Genomic DNA, 25573 nt, shown 5'->3' with positions numbered 1-25573 from the left:
TGTTCCGCTTATGTCCGAGAAATCGTTGTCTGGCGAACAAACCTTGAGGTGACGCCTATGCGCCTTACAACATGGCAAAGGAAGCGACGCGGGCACTGACCCGTACCGCAGCGCGCGAATGGGGCGCGGACGGCATCACCGTCAACAATGTCCAGCCCGTGGCCGAGACATGGGGCGATGTCGATGTGCCACCGCCCACTAATGCGCTCGGTCGTTATGGATCGCCTGAAGCGGATATTGCCCCGGTCGTCCTGTTCTTGGCCAGTGAGGATGCGCGATACCTGACTGGCTACACGCTCACACCCGATGGCGGTATGGTCATCGACGGCGCACGATGAAAGAGCCGTGCGGGCGCGGGGGTATGTTGCCCCCGCGCCCGGACATTGGTGTCAGCGCAGGCCGCCGCTTGCAAAGAGTTCCTCTCCCGTCACGAAGCGCGCATCGTCAGAAGCAAGGAACGCGACCACGCGGCCAATGTCATCAGGCGTGCCAGCGCGGCCCAGCGGCGTTTGCGACACAATGCCCGCTTCCATCTGAGAACCCGCGATTCCGGCAGCTTTTGTTCCCTCGGTTACGACAAAGCCCGGACTGACGACGTTGACGCGAATGCCGCGCGGTGCGAGTTCCTTCATCAACACGCCCGATATGGCGTTCACCGCAGCCTTTGTGGCGGTGTAGAGCGCCGTGCCCGGCGTTCGCAATGTCGTGATCGAAGACGAGATGTTGACGATGCTGCCGCCATCCTGAAGATGCTTGATGGCCGCCTGCGTCGTCAGGAAGGTGCCGAACACGTTGACGTCGAACAGCCGCCGATATTGTGCCTCGGTAAACAACTCGACCGGCGCGACATCCCAGACGCCCGAATTGTTGACCAGAATGTCGAGCCGCCCGAATTCGGTTACGGCTGCTTCTATCAGGCCCTGCGCCTCGGCTGCGATCGAGACGTCGCCCTGGATTGCGATAGCTTTTCCACCTGCCGCGACAATCGCTGCAACGACCGTATCCGCGCCCTCCTTGCTCGACGCATAGTTGACGACGACAGAGGCGCCGTCCGCCGCCAGCGCCTTGGCGATCCCGGCGCCAATGCCTTTTGATGCGCCGGTTACGATGGCCACTTTACCTGCTAATTTCGTCATTTCTGTTATCCTTGAGTCTAAGCGAGGATGGCCACTGCTCGATAGCCGCAGTTCCATAGTTCCGAATATAGGAACTATGGAACTGCGCGTCAATGTCTGCTAGGGGAGAGAGGATGAGACCATTTTTCCACCCCGCGATCGAAGACGTAGAACCCCAGGCGATACTGCACGCCTTGTCCGACCCTAACCGTGCCGCCATTCTTGCGAAGATTCTGACGACCGGCGTCGTCGAAGCTTGTTCAAATGTAGCGGCGCTGGGCGACCGGGTCATTCCGAAATCGTCGCTATCGAATCATTTCAAGGTGTTGCGGGAGGCCGGGCTGATCCGTAGCGAGCGCCATGGTATCGAGATGCGCAATCATTCGCGCTTCGCCGAGGTGAATGCGCGTTTCCCCGGCCTGATCGGCGCGATCATCAACGCTTATGCAGGCGTCGATTCCGAAAGTGCGGTGTCGAGCGAATAGCATTGGGAGGCTGACCCATGTTGTCGCAGCGGCTTTTGTATAGCGGCACTGCATTTGCCATCGGCTTGGCGTCAAGCAGCTCAAGCGCGGCGAAACCGGCGTATTCGTGAAATTCCTTGGTTGCTACTACGGAAGACGTGGAGAGATGATCCCTGCGGTTGAGCTGACCAGCGGGATGGGGGGCTCATGGCGCAGAAGGCACTCGTCGAAACCTGTGATAGGCTGGGGCAGGTAGGACGTTTTCGAATGGGCTGGCATTTCCAGTAGCCTTGGTCGTTTGTCGAATGCCTAGGGTCCAATTTAGTGCTGAATGCACTCGGTTGATGGATCATTCAGCAATTCATCGACCCATTAGATCTCCGTCTTACCACCCGAAAGCGAACCATTGTAAATCACTGCAACCGTATCGTGGAAAAGGGTGTCAAAATCCTCTTCGTCAGATAGCAGGCCACGCATTTGTAAGCTTACAAGGCCGTGCATGGCTGCCCAAAGCTGTCTTGTTATTTGAATCACGTTGTCTGAAGGGCAGGATGGTCGCATCGCGGCGACCGCCTCTCGAAGGATTCGAAAAGTCTGCCCAGCTTGTGCCCGACTTTCCGGGGGGGCCTGCCAGGATCGCCCTAGATCCCCGTACATTACGTTGTAAAATCCAGGTTCGGCCAAGGCATAGTCCCGATAAGCATCGCATATGGACCGCAGCCTTGTCTCGGTATCTTGAGCAGATGAAGCCATTTCCATTGCCGCCTGCAATCCCGCATAGCTGCGCAGATATAGGGCATCGAACAAACCATCTTTGCCGCCGAACGTGGTGTAGATAACCTTTGTGGATGCGCCGACGTCTTGCGCGACACGGCGCAACGTCAGGGCGGCGGGACCGTCATTACGCAGAATCGACGCCGCAGCTACCAAAACCGTCTCGCGGACGTGCAGGCGGAAGGCGTCGCGGTCTCTCCCAATGTCGATGCGCCGGCCCGGCTGTGCGAATTTTGTCATGGTCGCGTCATTGCACAATCACACCAGACTTGATAATTCCAATCTTTAGAAACATCGTTACCTAGTGACCCATTGTTGCCGAATCGTTCTGGAGCTTTAGAATGTCCTTCCGCGTACCCCTCGTCGAGCAGCTATTTGTTCTCGAAACGATTGCCAATATTGAGGGCATCGCGAGTCTGCCAGCCTTCACCGCTGCCACTCCGGAACTGATTGAAGCCGTACTCGATGAGTCCGCGAAGCTGGCTGAACAGGTGTTTGCACCCCTCAACAAAATAGGGGACATTGAGGGTTCTGTGTGGCGCAATGGGGAAGTGTCGCTGCCCGACGGCTATGCTTCGGCCTTTCGCCAATATGTTGCCGGAGGCTGGGGTTCGCTAGGCTCAGATCCGCGATGGGGCGGTCAGGGCTTGCCTTTCGTCCTGGCTTTGGCCGTGCAGGAACAACTGACTGCGGCGAACATGGCCTTCGCGCTAAACATGATGCTGACCCTTGGCGCGATTGAGGCGCTTCAGTCGCATGCCTCTGACGATCTGAACGCCCTTTATCTGACGAAGCTGGTGTCGGGCGAGTGGACGGGCACGATGAACCTGACTGAGCCGCAAGCTGGATCTGACGTCGGCGCTCTTAGGACCCGCGCTGAACCTGCTGCCGACGGCACTTGGCGAATCAAGGGCAGCAAGATCTTCATCACCTGGGGCGAACATGATCTGGCTGAAAACATTGTCCATCTCGTGCTGGCTCGCACCCCCGGTTCTCCGGCCGGAACCAAGGGGATCTCGCTGTTCCTTGTTCCCAAATTTCTGGAGGACGGCGTGCGCAACGACTTGCGGTGTGTTTCCATCGAACACAAGCTTGGCATCCATGCGTCTCCGACCTGCACGATGAGTTTCGGGGATGCGGACGGCTGCGTCGGCTATATGGTTGGCGCCGAGAATGGCGGTATGCGTGCGATGTTCACGATGATGAATCACGCGCGGATCAATGTGGGATTGCAAGGGGTCGGTATCGCCGAGCGCGCCTATCAGGCGGCTCTCGGCTACGCCCGCGAGCGTGTTCAGGGTTTGCGCATCATCGACTATCCCGATGTCCGCCGGATGATCCTGACGATGCGCGCTACGACCGAGGCCATTCGGGCGCTGGCCTATTTCAATGCCGCAGCCGTCGATCGCGGGCATTCCGGCGACGCCCAAGCACAGATGCTGGCCGATCTTCTGACGCCTGTCACCAAGGCCTATGCGACCGACATGGGCGTCGAGGTAGCGAGCCTGGGCATACAGGTCTTTGGAGGTATGGGCTTTATCGAGGAGACTGGCGCTGCGCAGCATTTCCGAGATGCCCGGATAGCACCGATATACGAAGGGACCAATGGCATCCAGGCGATGGATCTGGTTGGGCGCAAACTGCGCCAGGGCCGCTGGGAGGCGCTATTCGCCGAGATAGCAACCGAGATAGACCTTGCCGGGGCGACACCCGAAACGGCCGCACTGCAAGCGCCGCTGGAGGCGGCGCTGTCCGCGCTTACGCATGCAACCAAATGGATGCTTGATCAGAGCGACGCGCAGGATGTGACGGCGGGAGCATCGCCCTATCTGCGGATGTTTGGCATCCTGATGGGCGGGTATCTCCTGGCCCGGCAGGCTCGTATCGCCTGCGAGCGGATTGCCGGCGGCACCGCCGACAATCTTCCGTTTCTACGCACCAAGATAGCGACGGCCAGCTTCTTCATCACGCAGATCCTGCCGCAGGCGGGCGCGCTGCTCAGCGCGGCAACGGCGGGCGCCGCTCCGCTGTACGCCATTAGCGAAGACCAGTTCGCGGCCTGAATCCGTCCTTTCCAGCAAGTGAGTGCAACACCATGACACAGCCGATCTTCCTCGTTTCCGGCGTCCGTACCGCCATCGGCGACTTTGGCGGCGCATTGAAGGGCGTCTCGCCTGCGGAACTTGGTCGCCAAGTTGTCGCCGAAGCCGTCCGGCGCTCAGGTCTTGTTCCTGCCGACGTCCAGCATGTCGTGATAGGTCAGGTGATACCATCCGAGCCGAAGGATGCTTATCTGGCCCGCGTGATCGCTGTGAACGCCGGGATTCCGACCTCGACACCCGCACTCACTCTCAATCGCCTATGCGGATCCTCGGTAGAGGCGATCATCACAGCGGCACGGGGGATCGCACTGGGCGAATATGACGTCGCCATCGCCGGCGGCGCGGAAAGCATGAGTCGGTCCCCACATATTTTAACCAGTGGCCGCTGGGGCCAGCGCATGGGCGACGGCCGCCTGATCGACGCCATGGTAGAGTCGCTGACTGATCCCTTCGGGGGGTTCCATATGGGCGTAACCGCTGAAAATGTTGCGGAACGCTACGGGGTCTCCCGCGAGCAGCAAGACGCGATGGCCGCGCAAAGTCATCGGCGCGCCAGTGTTGCTATCGCCGAAGGACGTTTCTCTGAGCAAATCCTGCCGGTCGAAGTCAAGAGTGGGAAGGGCACCGTCACGTTCGCAACGGATGAGCATGTCAGGATCGAGACTACTGCGGACTCGCTTGCTGGACTTAAGCCAGCGTTCCGAAAGGACGGCTCGGTTACCGCCGGAAATTCCTCGGGTATCAACGACGGTGCCGCTGCCGTCCTGCTCGCCTCGGAGACGATGATCAGCGCGCGAAATTTGACCCCGATTGCCAAGATCCTTGGCTGGGGTCATGCAGGTGTGGATCCAGACATCATGGGGATCGGGCCGGTCCAGGCAGTGCCGATCGCTCTTGAGCGCGCGGGCCTGACACTCGACCAAATCGACGTGATCGAATCCAACGAGGCATTCGCTGCGCAGGCTTGTGCCGTAGCCAATGAACTTGGCTATGATCCGGCTAAGGTTAATCCCAACGGTTCCGGCATTGCACTGGGCCATCCGGTCGGTGCGACGGGTGCGATCATCACGGTAAAGGCGATGTACGAGTTACAGCGTACCGGAGGGCGCTACGCGCTCGTCACCATGTGCATCGGCGGGGGGCAGGGCATAGCGCTGGTGCTGGAACGGGCCTGATCGGCCATCACATGATTTCAGGGAGCAAGAGGTGACCATGCAAACCATTGGCGTAATTGGCGGCGGATTGATGGGCAGCGGCATCGCGCACGTCGCGGCGGTAGCAGGCTACGACGTGATCCTCTCAGAAGTGGCGATGGACCGCGCGGAGAGAGGCAAGGCATCGATCGCAAATAATTTGGCGCGGCAGGTTGCCAAGGGCATACTCACAGACGCGGAGATGGTTTCTTCGCTCGATCGCATCGTCTTGACCGTTGATACCGACCGGTTCGCGGATGCAGCGCTCGTGATCGAAGCGGCGACCGAGAATGAGGCGCTGAAGACGAAAATCTTTGCCGATCTCTGTCCGAAATTGGCTCAGGACAGCGTCCTTGCTACCAACACGTCGTCTATCTCGATCACCAGATTGGCAGCTATGACAGATCGGCCGGATCGCTTCATCGGCTTGCACTTCTTCAATCCGGTGCCGATGATGGGGCTGGTTGAGGTGATCCGTGGGCTGGCGACCGGAGATGCGACTATGCAGATCGCAAGTGAATTCGTCGCTGCGATTGGCAAGACGATGATCGAGGCTCAGGACTCACCCTCGTTCCTCGTAAACCGGATATTGTGTCCGCTTTTGAACGAAGCGATTTTCGCTCTAGGCGAAGGCATCGGGTCTGTACGCGACATCGACCAGGGCATGAAACTCGGTGCAAATCACCCGATGGGGCCGCTCACGCTAGCGGATTTTGTCGGCCTGGATACGCTCCTCGCCATCATGCGCGTTATGCAGGAGGGCTTTGGCGACCCCAAATACCGCCCTGCGCCATTGCTGGTGAAATATGTAGAAGCAGGTTGGTATGGCCGGAAAAGCGGGCGCGGCTTCTATGATTACACGTCTGGCGAGCCGGTACCGACGCGATGATATTACAGGATGCTCATCATAAGTAATATCCGCGAGCGCGGATGCTAGCGGAGCCTTTCGCGTCGCATATTCCGTAGAATAAAAACCTTCCAACGCAGAGTCGGGGTAGCGATGGTGTGACGTAGATGGAGGGCAACGAATACAGAATGATCGCTGACGTCAAAGTTCCTGCATACTCAAGCCGAAAAGGACGGTGATGTGCTTATTCGAGCAGGACGTCCCGTAACTCGGTACGCATCGTAGCATCAACGCCTAATGCGTGCGTGAGATATGCATCGACACCTCCGAACGCGGTCTCAAGTTCGCTGAAAAGCGCCTCGAGATACCCGGCATCGGCAATCAAAAGCGCTTCTCGGACAGCATCTGGTAAGCGACTGAACCGGCCCTTGGACCCAATAAGGGAAGATAAGTCGGCATCGTTGGTCAAGAGATAGTCGGCGAAGATCATGTCGCGGGAAGCGCCAAGGGCATGAAGGATCAAGGCCGCTGCAACCCCGGTGCGATCCTTGCCTGCGGCGCAATTAAAAAGGAGCGGCACATGCCCCCCGGCAAGTCGGCTAAACATATGCCTGTAACTGCCGACGTGCTTATGTGGCAGGTCGCGGTATAGCCGTAACATGGCTGTACGCATCGCGTCCGCCGTTGCCGCATTGCTTCTCACCACGCCATCTAACTCACCGCTAAGCACGTCCTGGGCCGATGACCAATAGTCGGTGCCGGTGCCGAGGTGCCATGCGGTGGGTTGAGCCGCGCATTCAGACTGGCGGCGAAAGTCAACGATGCTTCGAATCCCAAGCGCAGCCATGTGCGCTGCCCCTGCTGGACTCAGGTTCGCCATTTGCCCGGAGCGGTAAATAACGCCGGTCTTAACGCGGCGACCCTCAGCTGCAACATATCCCCCCATGTCGCGGAGGTTCAGTCCGCCTTCGACAGGAAGAATGCGCGAGAAGCGGGCAATTTCGGAGATGGTCACGATCGCTCGATCACTATCGCAAAAACCCTGTCCGCGGCTTTAGCCGACTCAACGCGGGCGAAACGATTATCTTGCGCGCAGGCGGGATGAGCAGATGTTTGCGACATGCATTATATGCGATTGTGACGCTTGCCGGGTTAATTGCGGTCAAGATCATGATGGTTTCAAACATAGGAAGCATATCACAAAGGATCAAAGGAAGCATTGGTATCAGCTCATTCGATCGGCGATAAGACTTTCGACCACCGCCGGATCCGCCAACGTCGAGGTGTCACCGAGCGACGAGACGTCCCCTTCTGCGATCTTACGCAGGATGCGGCGCATGATCTTGCCCGATCGCGTTTTAGGCAGGCCGGGTGTGAACTGGATCGCATCGGGCGTCGCGATCGGGCCAATCTCTGTGCGGACCCAGTCGCGCAATTCCCTACGCAACGGTTCGCTCGAATCTTCGCCAGCGTTCAGCGTGACATAGGCGTAGATGCCCTGCCCTTTGATGGCATGCGGAAAGCCGACCACCGCAGCTTCCGCGACTTTTGCATGGAGGACGAGCGCGGATTCGACCTCGGCAGTGCCCATGCGGTGGCCAGAGACGTTGATGACGTCATCGACCCGGCCAGTGATCCAGTAATAGCCGTCCTCATCACGGCGGCAGCCGTCGCCGGTGAAATATGTACCGGGATAGGTCGCGAAATAGGTCTGAAAGAAGCGGTCATGATCGCCCCAAACAGTGCGCATCTGCCCCGGCCAGCTCCGCGTGATAACGAGGTTGCCCTCGGTCGCACCCTCCAGCACCTTGCCATCAGCATCGACCAACTGCGGCGCGACGCCGAAAAATGGCTTCGTCGCCGATCCCGGCTTGAGCGCGGTGGCGCCCGGCAAGGGAGAGATCATGCCGCCGCCGGTCTCGGTCTGCCACCACATGTCTATGATCGGGCAGCGGCTTTCGCCGACGACCTCATGATACCAGCGCCATGCCTCCGGATTGATAGGCTCGCCAACCGAGCCGAGCAGCTTGAGCGACCTGCGCGAGGTTGTTGCGACATAATCGTCGCCTTCCTTCATCAGCGCGCGCAACGCGGTGGGCGCGGTAAAGAGAGTGGTGACCTGATGGCGATCGACCACCTGCCAGATGCGGCTCGCGTCGGGCCAGGTCGGCACACCTTCGAACATCAGCGTGGTCGCCGCATTGGCGAGCGGGCCATAGACGATATAGGTGTGGCCGGTGACCCAGCCGACATCGGCGGCGCACCAGAACACCTCTTTGGGCTGGTAATTAAAACAAACATCATGGGTCAGACTCGCCCAGAGCAAATAGCCACCCGACGTGTGTAGCACCCCCTTGGGCTTGCCGGTCGACCCCGATGTGTAGAGGATGAACAGCGGGTCCTCGGCATTCATCGGCTCGGGATCGCAGGTTGCGGGAACCTCAACTGCTGCTTCATGATACCAAATGTCGCGGCCTGGCTGCATCGTCACGTCGTCGCCAGTCGCCTGGATCACGATCACCGACGTGAGACTAAGACACTGCTTAGCCGCCTCATCGACATTGGCTTTGAGCGGCACCAGCTTGCCGCCGCGGCGGCCGTAATCGGCGGTAATTACAAGCCTGGAATCGCAATCAGTGATCCGACCGGCAAGCGCATCGGGGGAGAAGCCCCCGAACACCACCGAATGGATCGCGCCGATGCGCGCGCAGGCGAGCAGCGCAAACGCCGCCTCGGGTATCATGGGCAGGTAGATGGTGACGCGATCGCCCTTCTGCACGCCCTGCTTCTTCAGAACATTGGCGAGGCGGCACACCTCGTCATGTAGTTGCTGATAAGTATAATGGCGCGGCTCTTCGCTCGGGATATCGGGTTCCCAGATGATTGCGACGCGATCGGCGTGTAGCCTGAGATGGCGATCGATGCAGTTGACCGAAACGTTAAGAAGGCCATCGGCGAACCACTTTACGCCGAAGTCAGCGGCGTGAAACGAGCTTTCACTCGCTCTGGTCGGGGGTACTATCCAGTCGAGCCGCGCCGCCTCTTCCAACCAAAACTTGTCCGCGTCGTTCAAAGAGCGATCGTAGGATGCCGCATATTGTTCGGCATTCGTGCGCGTGTGCATGGCCCAGTCCGGTGGCACTGGATATATATCGGTCATTCACGGCTCCGATCAACGATGTCCCAACGCCTTGTTTACTCAGCGACGAGCTTATTTCAGTCTGCCCGTCGGGCTATCGGCGACAGTGAAGATAGCCTTATCCCCCAAGGGGTTTCGGTCGCTAAATAGCGATCGCTGCCAAGGCGGAGAGCGTGCTGAGATAATGTTCTCAGAGTACCTCGAAAAGCCCGGCCGCGCCCATTCCGCCACCAACGCACATCGTGACGACGACATATTTTGCACCGCGCCTGCGTCCTTCGATCAGGGCATGGCCAGTCATGCGCGCTCCGGACATGCCGTAAGGATGGCCGATCGAAATTGCTCCACCATTGACGTTGAGTATCTCGTCAGGAATGCCGAGCACATCCTGGCAATAGAGCACCTGGACCGCAAACGCCTCGTTCAACTCCCACAGGCCAATGTCGGCCATGCTCAGGCCGAAACGAGACAACAGTTTAGGTATGGCGAAGACAGGACCGATCCCCATTTCGTCGGGTTCAGTGCCCGCGACCGCCATGCCGACATAGCGGCCAAGCGGCATCAGCCCGCGGGCTGCGGCAAGGTCGCTGGTCATGATGACACAAGCCGACGCGCCATCGGAAAATTGCGATGCGTTCCCTGCGGTAATCACGCCGCCCTCGACGACTGGCTTCAGACTGGCCAGGCCTTCCGCCGTCGTTTCCGGCCGATTGCCCTCGTCGCGCGTGAGCGTCACCTCCCTGTGCGAGGTCACGCCGGTGGCCTTGTCGGCGACCGCCATCGTCGCTGTCACGGATATGATCTCGTCATCGAACGCGCCCGCCGCCTGCGCTGCGGCGGTGCGTTGTTGTGACTGGAGCGCGTAGGCATCCTGCCGGTCTCGGGAAATGCCGTAGCGGCTTGCCACAATCTCCGCAGTCTGGAGCATCGGCATATAGATGTCGGGCATCATGGCGAGCAGTTCGGGGTCGGTGTCGGAACGCAGCGCCGGGGTCTGCACCATCGAGATCGATTCGACCCCTCCTGCCACAACAGCGTCCATCCGATCCACGATGACCTGCTTGGCCGCCGTCGCGATCGTCATCAGGCCCGATGAACATTGCCGATCCATTGTCATACCCGATACCGATACGGGCAGGCCCGCGCGCAGTGCTGCCGTCCTACCGATCGTCTGCTGCACGCCTTGCGGCAGCGAGCAACCCAGGATGACATCGTCTACTTCGTCGGGACTGAGGCCCGACCGTGCGACTGCGGCGCGGATCGCGTGCGCTGCCAGTGTTGGGGAGGGGGTGGCGTTGAATGCGCCACGATAGGCACGACCGATCGGTGTCCGGGCCGTGGAAACGATGACGGCATCACGCATGGGGAGGTCTTTCTTTCAGGAAATGGTCGCGAATTGTCGGATGCAGCGCCGACCGCTATCGCGCCAGCAGGCCGCCATCGATAACAAGTTCCGTTCCCGTCACGAAACGGGCTTCATCCGAGGCCAAATAGACGCAGCCCCAGGCAATGTCTTCTGGCACGCCGCCACGTCCCCCCGGTTGAAGGGCATTGAACATCGACTGCGCGGCGCCGGTGTCAGGGGCGTTGTTGACGATGTTCTGAACCATGGGGGTGTCGATATAGCCTGGATGAACAGAGTTCGACCGAATACCGTGTCCGACATAGTCGATCGCGGTTGCTTTAGAAAAATTGCGAACTGCGCCCTTCGAGGCGGCATAGGCGGCGAAATGAGGTCCGCCGACAATTCCGAAAGCTGACGAGATAATGATGATCGATCCGCCGCCAGCTTTGATCATGTGGGGGATCGCGTACTTCGTGAACAGGAATACGCCGCGCGCATTGATGGCGAAGGTCCTGTCCCAATGGTCAGCGGTAATATCCGCCGCCGCGCCCTGTCCCGGTACGCCGGCGCACGCAACAGTTGTGTCCAGCCGACCCCATGTCGCGACGGCGTCGTCGATGGCAGCAACGACGTCCGCTTCGACGGAAACGTCGCAACGCCTGAACTTTGCCGCCTCGGGATTCGAAACGAGCAGATCCGCCAGCGCAGTATCGAGCGGTTCCTGCAGATCAGCGACGATCACGCGCGCGCCCTCTGCCACGAACAGTCGAGCCGTCGCCGCGCCGATCCCCGATGCGCCGCCGGAAATAACGGCAACCTTGCCTTTCAGCCTGTCGGTCATACTCGATACTCCTATGATCTCATGGTCATGTTGTTGAACTGGCCGGAAGCATGATCCAATCTGCCGGATCGGATCATGCTTCATGGCGGCCGCATCTCGCCAGGCAGCAGAGACGCGGCCTGTGGACGAGAAAAACCTAGTAGCGGAAGGCGACGCTCACGCCGTAAGTGGCAGGCTTGCCGGCGTAGCGACCGATCGTATCGAACGCGGCGACGACGTTGTTCCAGTAATATTCGTTGAACACATTCTTGCCCCAGATCGTAACGCGCCAGCGGTCGTCGGGTGCCGCAATGCCTGCACGCAGATCGACCAGCGTGTAATCGGCGACCCCGAAGATCCTCTTCGACTGTGGCGCAGCCGCAGGAGGGTTGATCTCCCCACCGATGGTCGCGACCGTGTTCGAGCGGAAGTTCACGCTTGTGCCGATAAATCCATTCAGACTGCTCGTAAGCGGGAAATCATAATCGATATTGCTGCCGATCTGGAACTTAGGCGTGTAGGGGACGCTCGCGCCGGCAAAATTCGCGGCTACGCCCGCAGCATTAATGCCACTGAAGCGTTTGATACTCGCATCCAGATAGGTAAATGTGTTGTTGACGACCAGACCAGGCGTCGGTCTAATACTCATTTCAAGCTCGAAACCCTTAACTTCCGACTTGGGAATATTCTGAAGTACGTCGAGAATGCCGAAGTTAGGGTCAACAAACTTTGAACGCAGCTGTTTGTCGGTATAATCATAATAGAAAACAGAAGCGTTCAACTGAAGCGTGCGATCCAGCAGCGTCGCTTTGATGCCCCCCTCATATGACTGAACGGATTCCTGGGTTACGGGCAGATACTGGCTGAACAAGGAGGCCGAAAGCACCGGGAAACCACCTGTCTTGTAGCCCTTCGCCACGTTTGCATAGATCAGCACGTCGGGACTGGCCTTCCAGTCGATGCCAACGCGCCAGGAGAAATTGTCCTGCTTGAGCGAACTCACATAAGCGCCGGGGGATCCGGGATTTACGCCCCCGACCGCCATTGGCAGATTGTTGATCTGATAGCATTGGCCGTTATAGGGACCGAACGCGCCACCAAGCAGAACGTCGAAGAACAACGGACCCGTGTTGCGCGGATCGCCCGACGGGTCGTAGTTGCAGGCGTTGGCATCAGTCCGTGATTTTGTGTATCGACCGCCGAGTTTGATCGTCAGCTTGCCGATGTCATATTCGGCGTTGGCGAAACCGGCATAATTCCGCATTTTCTGATCGTTGTAATAGGACAACGAAGAAAAGGGATATCCGAAAGTGCCGTAAAGGCCACGCACGGATACATCCGGAAAGGTCAGGTCCTGGACCTGAAACACCTTGCTGCGCTCATAATTGCCGCCGACGACCCAACGAAAGCTCGAATTGCTGGCGTTGGAAATGCGAAGTTCCTGGTTGAAACTCTTGATGCGACCGTCATCACGGGGCAGATCGAGCGTGCGGATGGGCAAACCATCGCCCTCGTTGCCCTGACGCTGCTTGTAATCGACGTAGGAGGTCAACGACGTAACGGTAATGTCGTCCGTCAGATCAAGTTCGGACCGAAGCGATATCTGACCCATCCGGTTGTCGCGCCGGGGCACGCCTGGGGTCCAGTCCGCCGCACGCGGCTTCTCTGGTGAAAATTGCGAGTTTACGAGTGCGGGCGTGACGAAGGCAGGCGCCTGATACTGATAGGCGATATATTGCGGCGCCTGGGTTTCGCCCTTGTCCTTCCACCCGTTGACGTTGAGGCCGAAGCGAAGGCGGTCGGTCGGTTGAAAGTCGATCAGCAACCGACCCATATAATTGCGGACCTTGCCATTGCGGTCGCCGGGGCGTGAATTGCTCACCTGCCAGCCGTCGGCGCGTTCGACGCGACCCGCGAGGCGGGCTTTCAATGTCGAAGAGATCGGGCCGCTGATAAAGGTGTCGGCGACAACTTCGTTGAAACGACCATATGAAACATTGGCGCCCGCATGGAGTTCGCTGGTGGGCTTCGCTGCGATATAGTTGATCGCGCCGCCCGTCGCATTCTGTCCAAAAAGCGTACCCTGCGGTCCCTTTAGCACCTCGACCCGTTCAAGATCATATGCCGAGTGTGAGGAGAGAACAGGAAAGGGCAGAGGCGCTTCATCGACATAGGTGCTGACCGTGGGGTAGGCGCCTAGCGATGTCTCGTAGAAGCCGACGCCGCGCAGAGTGTAGACGGGTGTGCCGTTTGCGCTGTTGGTGAAAGACAGGCTTGGAGTGGCATTGGCGAGATCGGCCAGCGAGTTGATCTGCTGGCGCTGGAGCGCATTGCCTGAAAGAACCGCAACGGTGATGCCGACATCATTAAGACGCTGCTCGCGCTTGTTGGCTGTGACGACGATATCGGCCACCGCGGCACCTGCAGGAGGAGCAGCGGTCTGAGCATATGCCTGATTGGCAATGACCATAGTAGTGAGGCTGGCGCCCAATAGCGCGTGCTTAACAAGGCTCATTCAACCTCTCCCTAGTTTATATTTGATATTGTTGCTTGGATCTCATGAAGAGAAAATATGCCATGTGCCTGGTGAGAATACCGATGCACCGGACCCGGAATCATGCTGCGCCGAAATGAGTTTAACCCGATAGAATTACGGCTCTGCTTATCAGTTTGTTTTCTAGGATTGCCGTAAAGGGGCGAGTGCGACCTGCAAGAAACCTTGGGTGGACCAGATAATACGGCTGTTCGGCACGCCCACACTTTAATTTCCAGATACAAATCATGCCCTCCGGATATTTTCGGGGGGCGTGGCTCGCCGGGAGAATGTGCATGAGGCCGCCAGTCCCGCATGATCGTTGCCTTTGCGGCAATAGGCGCATCGCTGTCCAATCATCCTCTCCACTTCAATCTGCGCTGAAGGTCTCTCACGTGTAGCTATATAGCTAGCTAGCCGCAAGCAAGTATTTTACGAAGCGAATTATGTTGCTGAAATGCCACCATCCACCTTGAGTTCGGATGCAGTGATGAAACGACTTTCATCCGACGCGAGGTACAGGACGGCGTATGCCACATCGTCGGGCTCGCCGAGTCTTCCCACCGGCACTTGGCGCGCAAGTCGTTCCAGCATGGCCGCTTCTTCCCGGTCTCCCCGGAAGATATCGAGCATCGGCGTACGGATGAATGTAGGGTGGATCGAGTTGCAACGGATATCCCAGCCGCGTTTTGCTGTGAGCAGTGCAACCGATTTTGTGAGCAGCCAGACAGCGGCCTTGGAAGCGTTGTAGGCAGCGAGGTTGGGCGAAGCCATCAACCCCGCCATCGACGACAGGTTGATGATCGAGCCGGGCTGGCTGTCACGCAGATATGGCAGCGCAATCTTGCACCCCAAAAAGACGCTGTCCGTGTTGACCTGCATGACGCGGTGCCATTGATCGAGTTCAAGATCTTCGACAGAGCCTGTCATTACCAGACCAGCATTGTTCACCAGTACAGACACGCCACCCATGAGCAGAACGGCTTGGTCGAGCGCTTCCGTCCAGTCATCGGCGCTGGTCACGTCATGGCGGGCCGCCCAGGCGACTTCTTTGCCCATTTCGATATTGATGGACTCGGCTACCCGCTGCGCCCCTGCCTCGTTGACGTCGGTCAAAAGGACCTGCGCGCCGTGTCGTGCGAGCATCTGTGCGGAGGCAGCGCCCAATCCTTGCGCGGCACCGGTTACCAGTGCTTTCTTTCCGCCGACGCGGGCTAACGAACTCATTGCAGGTGTCCAATCATCTTGTCAGATCGCTGTGAAGATACTAGCGTGTGACAAACAAGTGGAGAGGTCAATGCAAAGCGACATAGCTGGAGGCCCGGCAATGGGTGAAGCGCGGAATGGAAAAGCCGCATATCGCCCGCGCACTGCGATTATCGGCGCCGGTGCTGCAGGCATGATGCAGGCGATCAAGCTGCGGGAAGCCGGGCTTGACGACATCGTCATCTATGAAAAAGCGAACGAGGTCGGCGGCACATGGCGCGAGAATCGGTATCCGGGCGTCGCCTGCGATGTGCCGGCGCACCATTATAATTACTCGTTCGAACATAATCCGGGCTGGAGCCACCGGCTCGCACTGGGTGGAGAAATCCAGTCATATATGCTCAAGGTCGCCGACAAATATGATCTGCGGCGAGATATTGTTTTCGGCACGAAGGTGACCGGGTGCAGGTTCGATGGCCGGAAGTGGCATCTGGAAACGGTCGAAGGGCATCTCGACACAGTCGATTTCCTCGTCGCGGCGACCGGACCACTTCATGTCCCCGCATTTCCCAGGATCGAGGGGCTGGACGACTTTGAGGGCGCCAAGTTTCATTCGGCCCAATGGATGGACGGCATCGATCTCAGCGACAAGCGCGTGGGCGTGATCGGTAGTGGGTCAACCGGTACTCAGTTGATTGCAGCGCTCGCCAACCAGGGTGTCGATCTGACGGCGTTCATCAGGACGCCACAATGGATATTTCCGCTGCCCAACCGCCGCTTTGGCGATATGGAGCGGAAAATAGTCCGTGCGATGCCCTGGATCGGACGCGCTGCTGGAAGATTTTATGGCTGGTTTTTCGAGCATGTGTTCGCCGAGGCGGTCATCAAAAATGGGTGGCAGCGTAAATTCTTGTCGAGCATGTGCAAATGGCATCTAGGTCGGATCAAAGACCCGGAACTGCGCAGGAAGCTGACACCGCCCGATGAACCCCTGTGCAAGCGCATGGTGATGTCGACTGCATTTTACCCGGCGGTATCACGGCCCAATGTCGAGATCGTCCGCGACGGCATCGTTCGCGCGACTGAGCAGGGCATAGTCGATCAATCCGGCCGCCTGCACGAACTGGACGTCATCATCTTCGCCACCGGGTTCGACGCACGAGCCTATCATCGCCCGATTGAACTGACCAACGCCCGCGGCGAATCGCTGACCAAGGTGTGGGAAGGGCAGACCGGCGCTCACCTTTCTGTGCATGTTCCGGGCTTTCCGAATTTCATGCTTGTCGGCGGCCCGCATTCGCCGCGAGGCAATTTCAGCGCGATCGCCTATTCGGAAGCGATCGTCGACCATATCGTCAAGGTTATCAAATTCTGCGCGGAGAACGGATACCACTCGATCGAAGCAAAGCCGGAGGCTCTGGACGAGTTTTTGCAGAAGGTGAAGTCCGCCGTACCGTCGACAATATGGATTTCGGGTTGCACGAACTGGTATATGGACGAAAACGGCATGCCAGAGACCTGGACCGGCACGCCTGACGCATATCGTGAGATACTGCGCGAGCCACGTTATGAGGAGTTCAAGCTGGCAAGGTGAATAGGGCGGTTGTGCCTGTTCTTGTCGATGCGATCAACGCGGCTCACCGATGAGCGCGATGATCGCATCACGAAAATCATGCAGGGCACTTTTGAAATCGACTTTGTCGGGGTTGGTCAGCCACTGGTATACAAGGCCGAAGAAAAACGACGTGTACTGAAGTGCGACCCGGCTCGGCACAGCTGACTTCCTGATCGTGCCATCCTCTATTCCTTCGCGAATATAGCGTTCGACCGCGCGCCGGTAGGCGCCGTGCTGCTCGGCCAGTCGTTCGCGCATGACAGTACTGCTTGCTACTGTTTCATAATAGAGAATGAACATCGCCCGGACATAGTCGCTGTTCTCGGTGAGGTAATGAATGCCGCTTTCGACCGACGCCGAAAAGGCGTCCAGGCCGGTCTTGCTGCCCACAAACGCGCGCAACTCGCTTTTCCAGCGCTTGTTAAAGATGTCGATCAGCTCCGCAAACAAGACATCCTTGGAACCAAAGCGATTGCTGGCCAAGCCACGGCTGTATCCGGCAAGCTCGCCGACCTCCCGCAACGTCGTGCTCTGTGTCCCCCGCTCGGCGACAAGCGTCATTGCGGCATCCAGCATCCTGCCGTCAGATATGGATGTACGCTCCGCCTGTGTGAGGCGTCGCCGCTTTACTGCTATAGTCGTCTCCGGTTGCAATCGCCGCGATGTCGCCACTCTTCAATCCTCGTTAAACGGTGAAGGCGACCTTAGTTCGTTCACTTGTTTGACGCAAGGAATGTGAATCTGCGCGCTGAAGATGCTTCAAAGCCGCGCGTCCCGTGTGACTTTACCGCGGCGGCATTCTTAATGCGCCATCCAGCCGGATATCTTCGCCATTCAAATAGGCATTGCGGCAGATTTCGAGCACCAGGCTGGCATACTCGGCCGGGTGGCCCATCCGCCGGGGGTAAGGCACATTGTCAATCAATCGCTGCCTGACTGCCTCAGGGGCGGAATGAAGCAGCGGTGTGTCAAAAGTGCCGGGCAAAATGGTGTTAACGCGAATGCCGTCCATCATGAAATCGCGGGCGATTGCCAACGTCATTCCGACGATCCCGGCCTTGGCGGCAGAATAAGCTGCCTGGCCGGCCTGCCCATCCTCGGCGGCGACGGACGCCGTATTCACCACAACGCCACGGGCGGCGTCCTCCTCGAATGGCTCCAGCGCCAGCATCCCTGCTGTCGATTTGGCAATGCAGATGAACGTGCCGACCAGATTGATCTGTATCATCCTCTGGAACGCATCGAGAGGGAAATGACTGATCTCCCCCGTTTCACGGGCGCGCCACGCGGTTTTGAAGGCGCTGCCGGTTCCGGCACAATTTACCAGAATGCGCTCCTGCCCGTGAGCCTGACGAGCCTTAACAAATCCTTCGGCAACGGACGTCTCATCGGTGACATCGACTTGACAGAAGATGCCTCCGATGGCCGCAGCAACCTGCGCGCCCAATACCGCATTGACATCGAAGATCGCGACCTTGGCACCGGCGTCCGCCAGTGCACGCGCGGTTGCTTCACCCAGGCCACCTGCTCCGCCCGTGACGACGGCCGCGCATCCTGAAATTTTCATGCTGGTTTCCTCATCCTAGATTCGCGGGTTGCGCTGCGATAGTGCGGGCAAAAGGTCAGGGCCAATGGCGTACGACTTTGACCCACAACGACGGCCTCCAAGGCGCGCTCCATTTGATTGTATCAAGCAATAACCAGCATCTATCTCGCGCAATGAGATAGTTCGCTCGACAGGCTTGGACCTATAAACTCCTGCCCGACGCACTACTTCCTACCATGGTGCCGAAAAATGCTGTTGCCTCGCTATGTATCTTGCTAGACGCAAGCAAGCAAGATACATAGCGAGGCAACGACTGAAAGTGTCGGGATGAGAGAGGATTTCCAGGTGGCTGAACTTGCAAATACGGCTGTGCATGCAGGCATCATTCCTGTCCGGGAAGCCCAACAGTTTGACGAATCAGGCCTCGCGCGTTGGATGAGCGAGAATGTGGATGGGCATGATGGCCCCATCAGCGTCAGGCAATTTCGCGGCGGACAATCAAACCCCACCTATCTCGTCACCACGCCCGAGCGGTCATATGTGCTGCGGCGGCAACCCTCCGGTGTGCTCCTGAAAGGGGCGCATGCCGTCGATCGGGAGGCTCTTGTGCAAGGCAAGCTGGCCGATACCCGCGTTCCGGTGGCCCGTATATTCGGGGTGTGTCTCGATACCGACGTGATCGGCACGATGTTCTACCTGATGGAACTGGTCGACGGGCGCATCTTCTGGGACGCTACCTTTCCCGACGTCGGGGTCAGCGATCGATCCGATTACTTCATGGCGATGAACACCACGATTGCAGACCTCCATGCGATCGAACCCGCCTCAATCGGCCTTGATGGCTTCGGTCGGCCGACCGGCTATGTCGAGCGGCAGATAAAGCGGCTTTCCGAACAATATATCGCCGATACCGCCGCTGGCCGCGATCCGAACATGGACAGGCTGATCAACTGGCTCGAACATGCCCGACCGCGAAACGAGGCCAGGGCGGCAATTGTCCATGGCGATTTTCGCTGCGACAATATGATCTTTCACCCGACGGAACCGCGTATCGTCGCGGTTCTGGACTGGGAACTGGCAACGCTGGGTCACCCTCTGGCGGACTTCGCTTATCATGCAACCATGTATCGCATGCCCAGTCACATCGTTGCCGGATTGGCAGGCGAGGATATTGCTAAGCTGAACGTCCCTTCCGAGAAGGAATATCTGGCGCTTTACGCCGAGCGCGTCGGGCTCGCGGACACTGCGGACTATGACTTTTTCGTGGCGTTTTCCTTCTTTCGGATCGCAGCAATTTTCCACGGGATCAAGGGCCGTCTGGTCAGGGGAACGGCAGCTTCGCCCGACGCTGCCGAACGTGTGAAGGCCCTTCCGGAACTAGCCGAACTGGCTTGGGAGCAAGCGCGCCGGGCCGGCGCTCCAGCATTGTAAGGAATTAGCGTGGATATCACTCAAAGCGCCAGAAGCCTGGAATTGCAGCAGCGCCTGCAGACGTTCATGGCGGACCATCTCTATCCGATAGAACGCGATCTGTATCTGGATGCCGAACGGCTGGGTCCATGGGCGATCTATCCCGGCATCGAGGAGCTCAAGGCGCGCGCCCGGGCGGAAGGATTATGGAATCTCTTTCTTCCCGCTGGTCACGGCGAGGACGGGCTGACCAATGTCGAATATGCCCCGCTATGTGCAGTGATGGGCCGGTCCTTGTTTGCGCCCGAGATATTCAACTGCTCCGCACCCGATACCGGCAACATGGAAACATTGCTGCGCTACGGCACGGCAGAACAGAAGGCGCGCTATCTCGAGCCGTTGCTGGCAGGTGAAACCCGATCGTCCTTTGCGATGACCGAGCCGGCGGTGGCGTCCTCCGATGCGACGAACATCGCTGCTCAAATCGTCCGCGACGGTGACGATTACGTCATTAATGGCAGGAAATGGTATACGTCCGGCGCCACAGATCCCCGCTGCGCCGTCTTCATCTTCATGGGCCGAACCGGTGACGCTCTCGCGGATCGTCACAAGGCTCAGTCGATGATACTCGTGCCGCGCAATGCTGCGGGCGTCCGTGTCGTCCGTGCCCTACCTATGCTCGGATTTTACGGAACCCCCGATCGGCCTGCGGAAGTCGTGTTCGAAGATGTGCGCGTGCCCGCATCCAACATGCTGCTGGGCGAAGGGCGGGGGTTTGAGATCGCACAAGGACGGCTAGGCCCGGGACGCATCCACCATTGCATGCGGCTCATCGGCCTGAGTGAGCGCGTCCTGGAGCGGATGTGTCGACGAGCGACTGAACGGGTAGCGTTCGGCAGTCCGCTGTCCGAGCAGAGCGTAACGCTGGAACGTATAGCGCAGTCGCGGATCATGATCGAGCAGGCGCGGCTGCTGACGATGCGCGCCGCGTGGATGATGGACACTGTCGGCAACAAGGCTGCACGCCAGGAAATCGCGATGATCAAGGTCATAGCGCCTACAATGGCGCAGCAGGTCATCGACTGGGCTATGCAACTGTTCGGCGGCGGTGGCACCAATAATGACCACTTCATTGCCGCAGCGTTCGCCAACGCGCGGATATTGCGTTTGGCTGACGGTCCGGACGAGGTCCATCGCAACCAAATCGCCAGACTCGAACTGCGTCGCCATGCCGCGGGCGATGGCCAGTCAGATGGCTCCGGCGGCAAGGGATTGACCCTTGAAGAAGCCGATGCGGTGGCCGCGGCGAGCCTGTGGCCCGCTCCGCACGCTGGCGCGCATTAACCGGGGCCGTCGAACCTGAACGGATCAAAGACCAACACTTTCACAGCTTTCGGAGCGATTTATGCAGATGTTTGACTTCGATCTCGGCGAATCCGCCGACATGATCCGCGAAACGACTTGCCGTTTCGCGACCGACAAGATTGCGCCACTGGCCAAGAGGATCGATGCGGAGGATTGGTTTCCGCGCGACGAGCTTTGGACGAGCATGGGTGAGCTCGGCCTGCACGGCATCACCGTCGATGAGCAAGATGGCGGTCTCGGCCTCGGTTATCTGGAACATGTCATAGCGTGCGAGGAAATCGCTCGTGCGTCCGGCGCGATCGGGCTCAGCTACGGTGCGCATACCAATTTGTGCATCAATCAGATTGCCCGCTGGGGGTCGCCTGAGCAAAAAGCGAAATATTTGCCCAAGCTTATCTCTGGCGAACATCTCGGCAGTCTCGCGATGTCGGAGGCAGGCGCGGGTTCCGACGTCGTGTCGATGAAGCTGAAGGCGGAGGCCACAAGCAGCGGCTATGTCCTCAACGGCACCAAATTCTGGATCACCAATGCTACCTATGCCGACACACTGGTCGTGTATGCAAAGACCGGCGAAGGCAGTCGGGGCATTACGGCGTTCATCATCGAAAAGAACATGCCGGGTTTTTCGATCGGCCAGAAGATCGACAAGATGGGCATGCGCGGTTCCCCCACGGCCGAGTTGGTATTCGACAATTGCGAAGTCCCGCAAGAAAATGCGCTGGGTCCGGTGAACGGCGGCGTCGGCGTGCTGATGAGCGGGCTGGACTATGAGCGTGCCGTCCTGGCCGGCATACCGCTGGGCATCATGCAGGCCTGTCTCGACGTCGTTCTGCCCTATGTGCGGGAGCGCAAGCAATTTGGCCAGCCCATCGGCCATTTTCAGCTCATTCAGGCGAAGGTGGCGGATATGTATGTCGCGCTTAATTCATGCCGCGCCTATATTTATGCCGTGGCACGAAGCTGTGACGCTGGCCGAACGACGCGGTTCGACGCTGCCGCCGCAATTCTGCTGGCCAGCGAAAATACGGTGCGGGTCGCCAATGAGGCGGTCCAGGCGCTCGGTGGTGCGGGCTACACCAAGGACTGGCCGGTGGAACGCTTCTATCGCGATGCCAAGCTGCTCGACATCGGTGCCGGTACGAACGAGATCCGTCGTATGCTGATCGGTCGTGAACTGATCGGCGAGGCCGAGCGCCTGGCGCAGTGATCATGGCATCGGTTTGAATTTGAAATCGACAGCCGGGCAGGCACTTGTTGCCTGCCCGGCTCCTTGTTTGTCGCGTCAGCCGATTTGGCTTGCGAGAAATGCGCCTGCTTCTTGCAAGGACTCCTCGCCCTCGTCGAGCATTGCGGAATAGAGCTGCCACACGTGCGGCAGCTTGGGATAGGCGCGCAGGCGCACCGAAACGTCGGCCATGATGGCGCGCCGTGCCAACCTCAAGGCGTCGTCGAGGATCGCTTCATTGCCGCCGACATGGATGAGCAAGGGCGGCAGGCCCGCAAGATCTGCAAATATGGGCGATGCTTCGGGGGACTTCAAATCCGCGCCCGCCATATAGGTCGCTGCGAGACCGAATGCTCCGTCGAAGCTGACCAGCAGGTCGCGATCCTTGTTTTCCTGAACGCTGTCGCCGGTCACGCCCATATCCACAAAGGGAGAAAACAGGACCGCGGCTTTTGGCAACGGCACGCCTTCGGATTTGCACCGCAGCATTGTGCCCAGCGTGAGGCCCGCACCCGCTGAGTCGCCGCCAAAGACGATCTTGTGAGCCGGGGTGCCGTCAGCCAGCAGCCATTTATAGACCGCGAATGCATCGTCGACAGCGGCTGGAAAGACATGCTCAGGCGCGAGCCGATAATCGGGTGCAATGGTCCGGATGCCCGCAGCCTGGCCCAGACGCGCAACCAGCCCGCGATGCGACTTTCGTGACCCAAACACATAGCCGCCACCGTGGAGATACACGATCGTCGCATCGGTGCGTGCGCCCGGTGAGACGCCGACCTCGCATGGGACACCGCTCGCTACTATCGCTTCGTAGGCGATCGCCTCGTCAGGTAGGGTAATGTCGCCCAGCTCGTCATAGGCTTCACGCAATTTCTCGGGACCGAGGGCGGAAAGGTCTGGCCCTGTGCGAATCATCTCCAGTACCTGCTCAAGTTGTGCTTCAGACATCGCTGCTCTCTCCGTTTCTTACGTTATTTAATATGCCGATCGCGCAAAATCCGCGACATCGCTGGCAAGGCCGATCCGATCGATAATTCACTAGCTTGCCGCAAGCAAGTCTTGACCCATCGAAGAGGCACGCTTATAGCCTGACAATCAGATCCGCGCTCTCCAAGAGCAAAGACGGACGAATAGAGGATGTCGATGCCTGCTTTGATCTCTGTCCAATTGCGCCGCTCGGGAACTGCGTGGAGGATCGCCAGCAGGGTCGTATGTCCGCTGAGGGTCAATAACGGGACTAGCGTAGAGGAGGGGTTGTGAGCGTTAGCCTTGAAACGACGCAAATGCTGCCCGTGGGCGCGCCTGTCGATGTCCATTTTTTGGTCGATCGTGGGCTGGAACCTTCGCCCGAGGTGACCGGAGGGCTTGGACGCATCGCTTTAGGCGACCTGCTGCGGCGCTCAGCGCGGCGATTTCCTGATAAGGCAGCGGTGATAACCCCGTCGAGAACGATAACGTTCGGCCAGCTGGACGAGATGGCGAACCGTTGTGCGAACATGTTGCGCAACGAAGGCGCAAAGCCGGGCGATCGGATCGCCACAATCTGTTCCAACAGTATCGACTTCATCATCGTCATCTTCGGCTTGCACAAGGCCGGGCTGGTCTGGGTGCCCATAAACCCGCTGATTGCTGCGGACGACAGGGCCTATATTCTCAATCACACCGAGGCGTCTTTCGTCATCGCCGATGAGCATATCCAAAATGTGATACCGGAGGGGGCCGGGGGATCGCCGCCCGTGCTGGCATTGGGCGAGGCTTTCGACACGAGGCTTTCGAGCGCTTCTCCAAAGGAACCTGATCTGCCGATACATGAGCGCGACCTTGCGATGATCATGTACACAAGTGGGACGACGTCGCGCCCTAAGGGGGTGATGCATTGCAATCTTGCCGTTTACGCGACGGTGATGTGCAACATCGGCGAATGGATGGTAACGCGCAAGGATCGCATCCTCATCGTCCTGCCGCTGTTTCATGTGTCGGCGCATTGCCTTTTCACGACGTTCATGGCCGCCGGTGCGACTGTGGTGCTGCACAACGGGTTTGATCCCGGACAGGTGGCGGCGGCGATCGAGGACGAAAAGGTCAGCTTCTTCGTCGGATTGCCGATGATGTATGCTGCGGTGATGGACCATCCGATCCGCATGACGACGGATTTCTCATCGCTGCGCTACTGCATTTACGCGATGGCTCCGATGCCGGGGCCGTTGTTGCGTCGCCTGTTGAGCGAATTTTGCCCGACCTTCGTGCTTTCATCAGGCCAGACCGAGATGTACCCCAGCACAGCGATGCTGCGGCCCGAACAGCAATTGCTCAAGGAGGGCAATTATTGGGGCGAGCCATCGATCGTCAACGATATGGCGATCATGGATGACGACGGCACCCTGCTTCCTCCAGGCCAGGTGGGCGAGATCGTGCATCGCGGTCCGAACGTCATGCTCGGCTATTACAAGGACGAGGCTGCGACCGCGCATTCGCGACGGTTCGGATGGCATCATACGGGTGACCTGGGCGTGATCGACGAGGATGGCCAATTGCTGTTCGTCGATCGCCTGAAGGATATCATAAAGAGCGGCGGGGAGAATGTTGCCTCGGTCAAGGTCGAGCAGGTGCTGTTGCAACACCCATCGATTGGCAACGCGGCGGCTATCGGTGTTCCGCATCCACGCTGGCAAGAGGCCGTTGTGGCAGTCGTCATGCTGAAGCCCGGCTCAACTGCAGGGGCGCAAGAAATTCTCGACCATTGTAGGGCGGCGCTTGCTCCGCACGAAGTGCCCAAAGCGGTCCAGTTCGTGGATGACCTTCCTCTGACCGCGACGTCCAAGCTGCGCAAGGTCGAACTGCGCGACCGCTTCCTCAATCTGTTCGGAGACTGAT

The 25573-nt window shown here is 58.8% G+C and carries 20 protein-coding genes and 1 pseudogene; 10 read left to right on the top strand and 11 right to left on the bottom strand.

From position 1 onward, the window contains the following. Nucleotides 1–56: 56 nt before the first annotated feature. Nucleotides 57–338: pseudogene (locus tag N6H05_RS26230) on the top strand (SDR family NAD(P)-dependent oxidoreductase); the annotation flags it as partial. 51 nt (nt 339–389) lie between these two features. Here the strand turns inward: N6H05_RS26230 and N6H05_RS26225 are convergent. Then, nucleotides 390–1136 (bottom strand): glucose 1-dehydrogenase, encoded by a 747-nt coding sequence (locus N6H05_RS26225; RefSeq protein WP_284114501.1) that lies wholly within the window; start codon nt 1134–1136, stop codon nt 390–392. Nucleotides 1137–1249: 113 nt separating this feature from the next. On the opposite strand from N6H05_RS26225, the gene N6H05_RS26220 reads away from it, so the two are divergent. Next, a complete protein-coding gene (locus tag N6H05_RS26220) occupies nt 1250–1600 on the top strand; it encodes an ArsR/SmtB family transcription factor (protein WP_284114496.1) in 351 nt (116 codons plus the stop codon). A gap of 351 nt (nt 1601–1951) precedes the next feature. On the opposite strand, the gene N6H05_RS26215 is transcribed toward N6H05_RS26220, so the two are convergent. After that, nucleotides 1952–2593, bottom strand: coding sequence for a TetR-like C-terminal domain-containing protein (locus tag N6H05_RS26215; RefSeq protein ID WP_284114495.1), 642 nt, complete (start codon nt 2591–2593; stop codon nt 1952–1954). 101 nt (nt 2594–2694) lie between these two features. Here N6H05_RS26215 and N6H05_RS26210 point away from each other — a divergent pair, with 101 nt between their 5' ends. Genes N6H05_RS26210 through N6H05_RS26200 form a run of 3 tightly spaced genes read left to right on the top strand, consistent with a single transcriptional unit; the run spans nt 2695 to nt 6537 of the window. After that, nucleotides 2695–4416 (top strand): acyl-CoA dehydrogenase family protein, encoded by a 1722-nt coding sequence (locus N6H05_RS26210; RefSeq protein WP_284114494.1) that lies wholly within the window; start codon nt 2695–2697, stop codon nt 4414–4416. 32 nt (nt 4417–4448) lie between these two features. Next, on the top strand, nt 4449–5630 hold the full coding sequence (bktB, locus tag N6H05_RS26205) for a beta-ketothiolase BktB (RefSeq protein WP_284114493.1): 1182 nt from the start codon (nt 4449–4451) through the stop codon (nt 5628–5630). Between the two features lie 37 nt (nt 5631–5667). Beyond that, nucleotides 5668–6537 (top strand): 3-hydroxybutyryl-CoA dehydrogenase, encoded by an 870-nt coding sequence (locus N6H05_RS26200; protein WP_333885294.1) that lies wholly within the window; start codon nt 5668–5670, stop codon nt 6535–6537. A 202-nt stretch (nt 6538–6739) separates the two neighbouring features. On the opposite strand, the gene N6H05_RS26195 is transcribed toward N6H05_RS26200, so the two are convergent. From N6H05_RS26195 to N6H05_RS26170, 6 genes are all read right to left on the bottom strand, one after another. Beyond that, on the bottom strand, nt 6740–7510 hold the full coding sequence (locus N6H05_RS26195; RefSeq protein WP_284114491.1) for a tyrosine-protein phosphatase: 771 nt from the start codon (nt 7508–7510) through the stop codon (nt 6740–6742). Between the two features lie 210 nt (nt 7511–7720). Continuing rightward, a complete protein-coding gene (gene acs / locus N6H05_RS26190) occupies nt 7721–9655 on the bottom strand; it encodes an acetate--CoA ligase (RefSeq protein WP_284114490.1) in 1935 nt (644 codons plus the stop codon). Nucleotides 9656–9824: 169 nt separating this feature from the next. Then, nucleotides 9825–10997, bottom strand: coding sequence for an acetyl-CoA C-acyltransferase (locus N6H05_RS26185; protein WP_284114489.1), 1173 nt, complete (start codon nt 10995–10997; stop codon nt 9825–9827). Nucleotides 10998–11052: 55 nt separating this feature from the next. Further along, nucleotides 11053–11820: an SDR family NAD(P)-dependent oxidoreductase gene (locus N6H05_RS26180; RefSeq protein ID WP_284114488.1), complete on the bottom strand. Its 768-nt coding sequence runs from the start codon at nt 11818–11820 to the stop codon at nt 11053–11055. 136 nt (nt 11821–11956) lie between these two features. Further along, nucleotides 11957–14314: a TonB-dependent receptor gene (locus tag N6H05_RS26175; RefSeq protein ID WP_284114487.1), complete on the bottom strand. Its 2358-nt coding sequence runs from the start codon at nt 14312–14314 to the stop codon at nt 11957–11959. 462 nt (nt 14315–14776) lie between these two features. Continuing rightward, nucleotides 14777–15559, bottom strand: coding sequence for an SDR family oxidoreductase (locus N6H05_RS26170; RefSeq protein WP_284114486.1), 783 nt, complete (start codon nt 15557–15559; stop codon nt 14777–14779). A 100-nt stretch (nt 15560–15659) separates the two neighbouring features. On the opposite strand from N6H05_RS26170, the gene N6H05_RS26165 reads away from it, so the two are divergent. After that, nucleotides 15660–17132 (top strand): flavin-containing monooxygenase, encoded by a 1473-nt coding sequence (locus N6H05_RS26165; protein WP_284114485.1) that lies wholly within the window; start codon nt 15660–15662, stop codon nt 17130–17132. Between the two features lie 33 nt (nt 17133–17165). Here the strand turns inward: N6H05_RS26165 and N6H05_RS26160 are convergent, their stop codons facing one another. Then, nucleotides 17166–17714 carry a TetR/AcrR family transcriptional regulator gene (locus tag N6H05_RS26160; protein ID WP_284114484.1) on the bottom strand — a complete coding sequence of 183 codons (549 nt, stop codon included), beginning with the start codon at nt 17712–17714 and terminating at the stop codon, nt 17166–17168. A 223-nt stretch (nt 17715–17937) separates the two neighbouring features. Then, entirely contained in the window at nt 17938–18720 is a 783-nt protein-coding gene (locus N6H05_RS26155; protein ID WP_284114483.1) for an SDR family NAD(P)-dependent oxidoreductase, read from the bottom strand. Between the two features lie 324 nt (nt 18721–19044). On the opposite strand from N6H05_RS26155, the gene N6H05_RS26150 reads away from it, so the two are divergent. From N6H05_RS26150 to N6H05_RS26140, 3 genes are all read left to right on the top strand, one after another. Then, nucleotides 19045–20130: a phosphotransferase gene (locus N6H05_RS26150; RefSeq protein WP_284114482.1), complete on the top strand. Its 1086-nt coding sequence runs from the start codon at nt 19045–19047 to the stop codon at nt 20128–20130. A 9-nt stretch (nt 20131–20139) separates the two neighbouring features. Then, nucleotides 20140–21453, top strand: a complete 1314-nt coding sequence (locus N6H05_RS26145; protein WP_284114481.1) for an acyl-CoA dehydrogenase family protein — start codon at nt 20140–20142, stop codon at nt 21451–21453. Nucleotides 21454–21514: 61 nt separating this feature from the next. Further along, complete coding sequence (locus N6H05_RS26140; protein ID WP_284114480.1) at nt 21515–22681, top strand: isovaleryl-CoA dehydrogenase; 1167 nt, start codon at nt 21515–21517, stop codon at nt 22679–22681. Between the two features lie 75 nt (nt 22682–22756). On the opposite strand, the gene N6H05_RS26135 is transcribed toward N6H05_RS26140, so the two are convergent. Next, nucleotides 22757–23647 (bottom strand): alpha/beta hydrolase, encoded by an 891-nt coding sequence (locus N6H05_RS26135; RefSeq protein ID WP_284114479.1) that lies wholly within the window; start codon nt 23645–23647, stop codon nt 22757–22759. A gap of 335 nt (nt 23648–23982) precedes the next feature. Between N6H05_RS26135 and N6H05_RS26130 the strand changes: the two genes are divergently transcribed. Further along, nucleotides 23983–25572: a class I adenylate-forming enzyme family protein gene (locus tag N6H05_RS26130; RefSeq protein WP_502958987.1), complete on the top strand. Its 1590-nt coding sequence runs from the start codon at nt 23983–23985 to the stop codon at nt 25570–25572. Nucleotide 25573 lies beyond the last annotated feature (1 nt).

This window comes from Sphingobium sp. WTD-1, assembly GCF_030128825.1.
Classification (GTDB): domain Bacteria; phylum Pseudomonadota; class Alphaproteobacteria; order Sphingomonadales; family Sphingomonadaceae; genus Sphingobium.
This window is presented reverse-complemented; position numbering and strand designations above follow the sequence as displayed.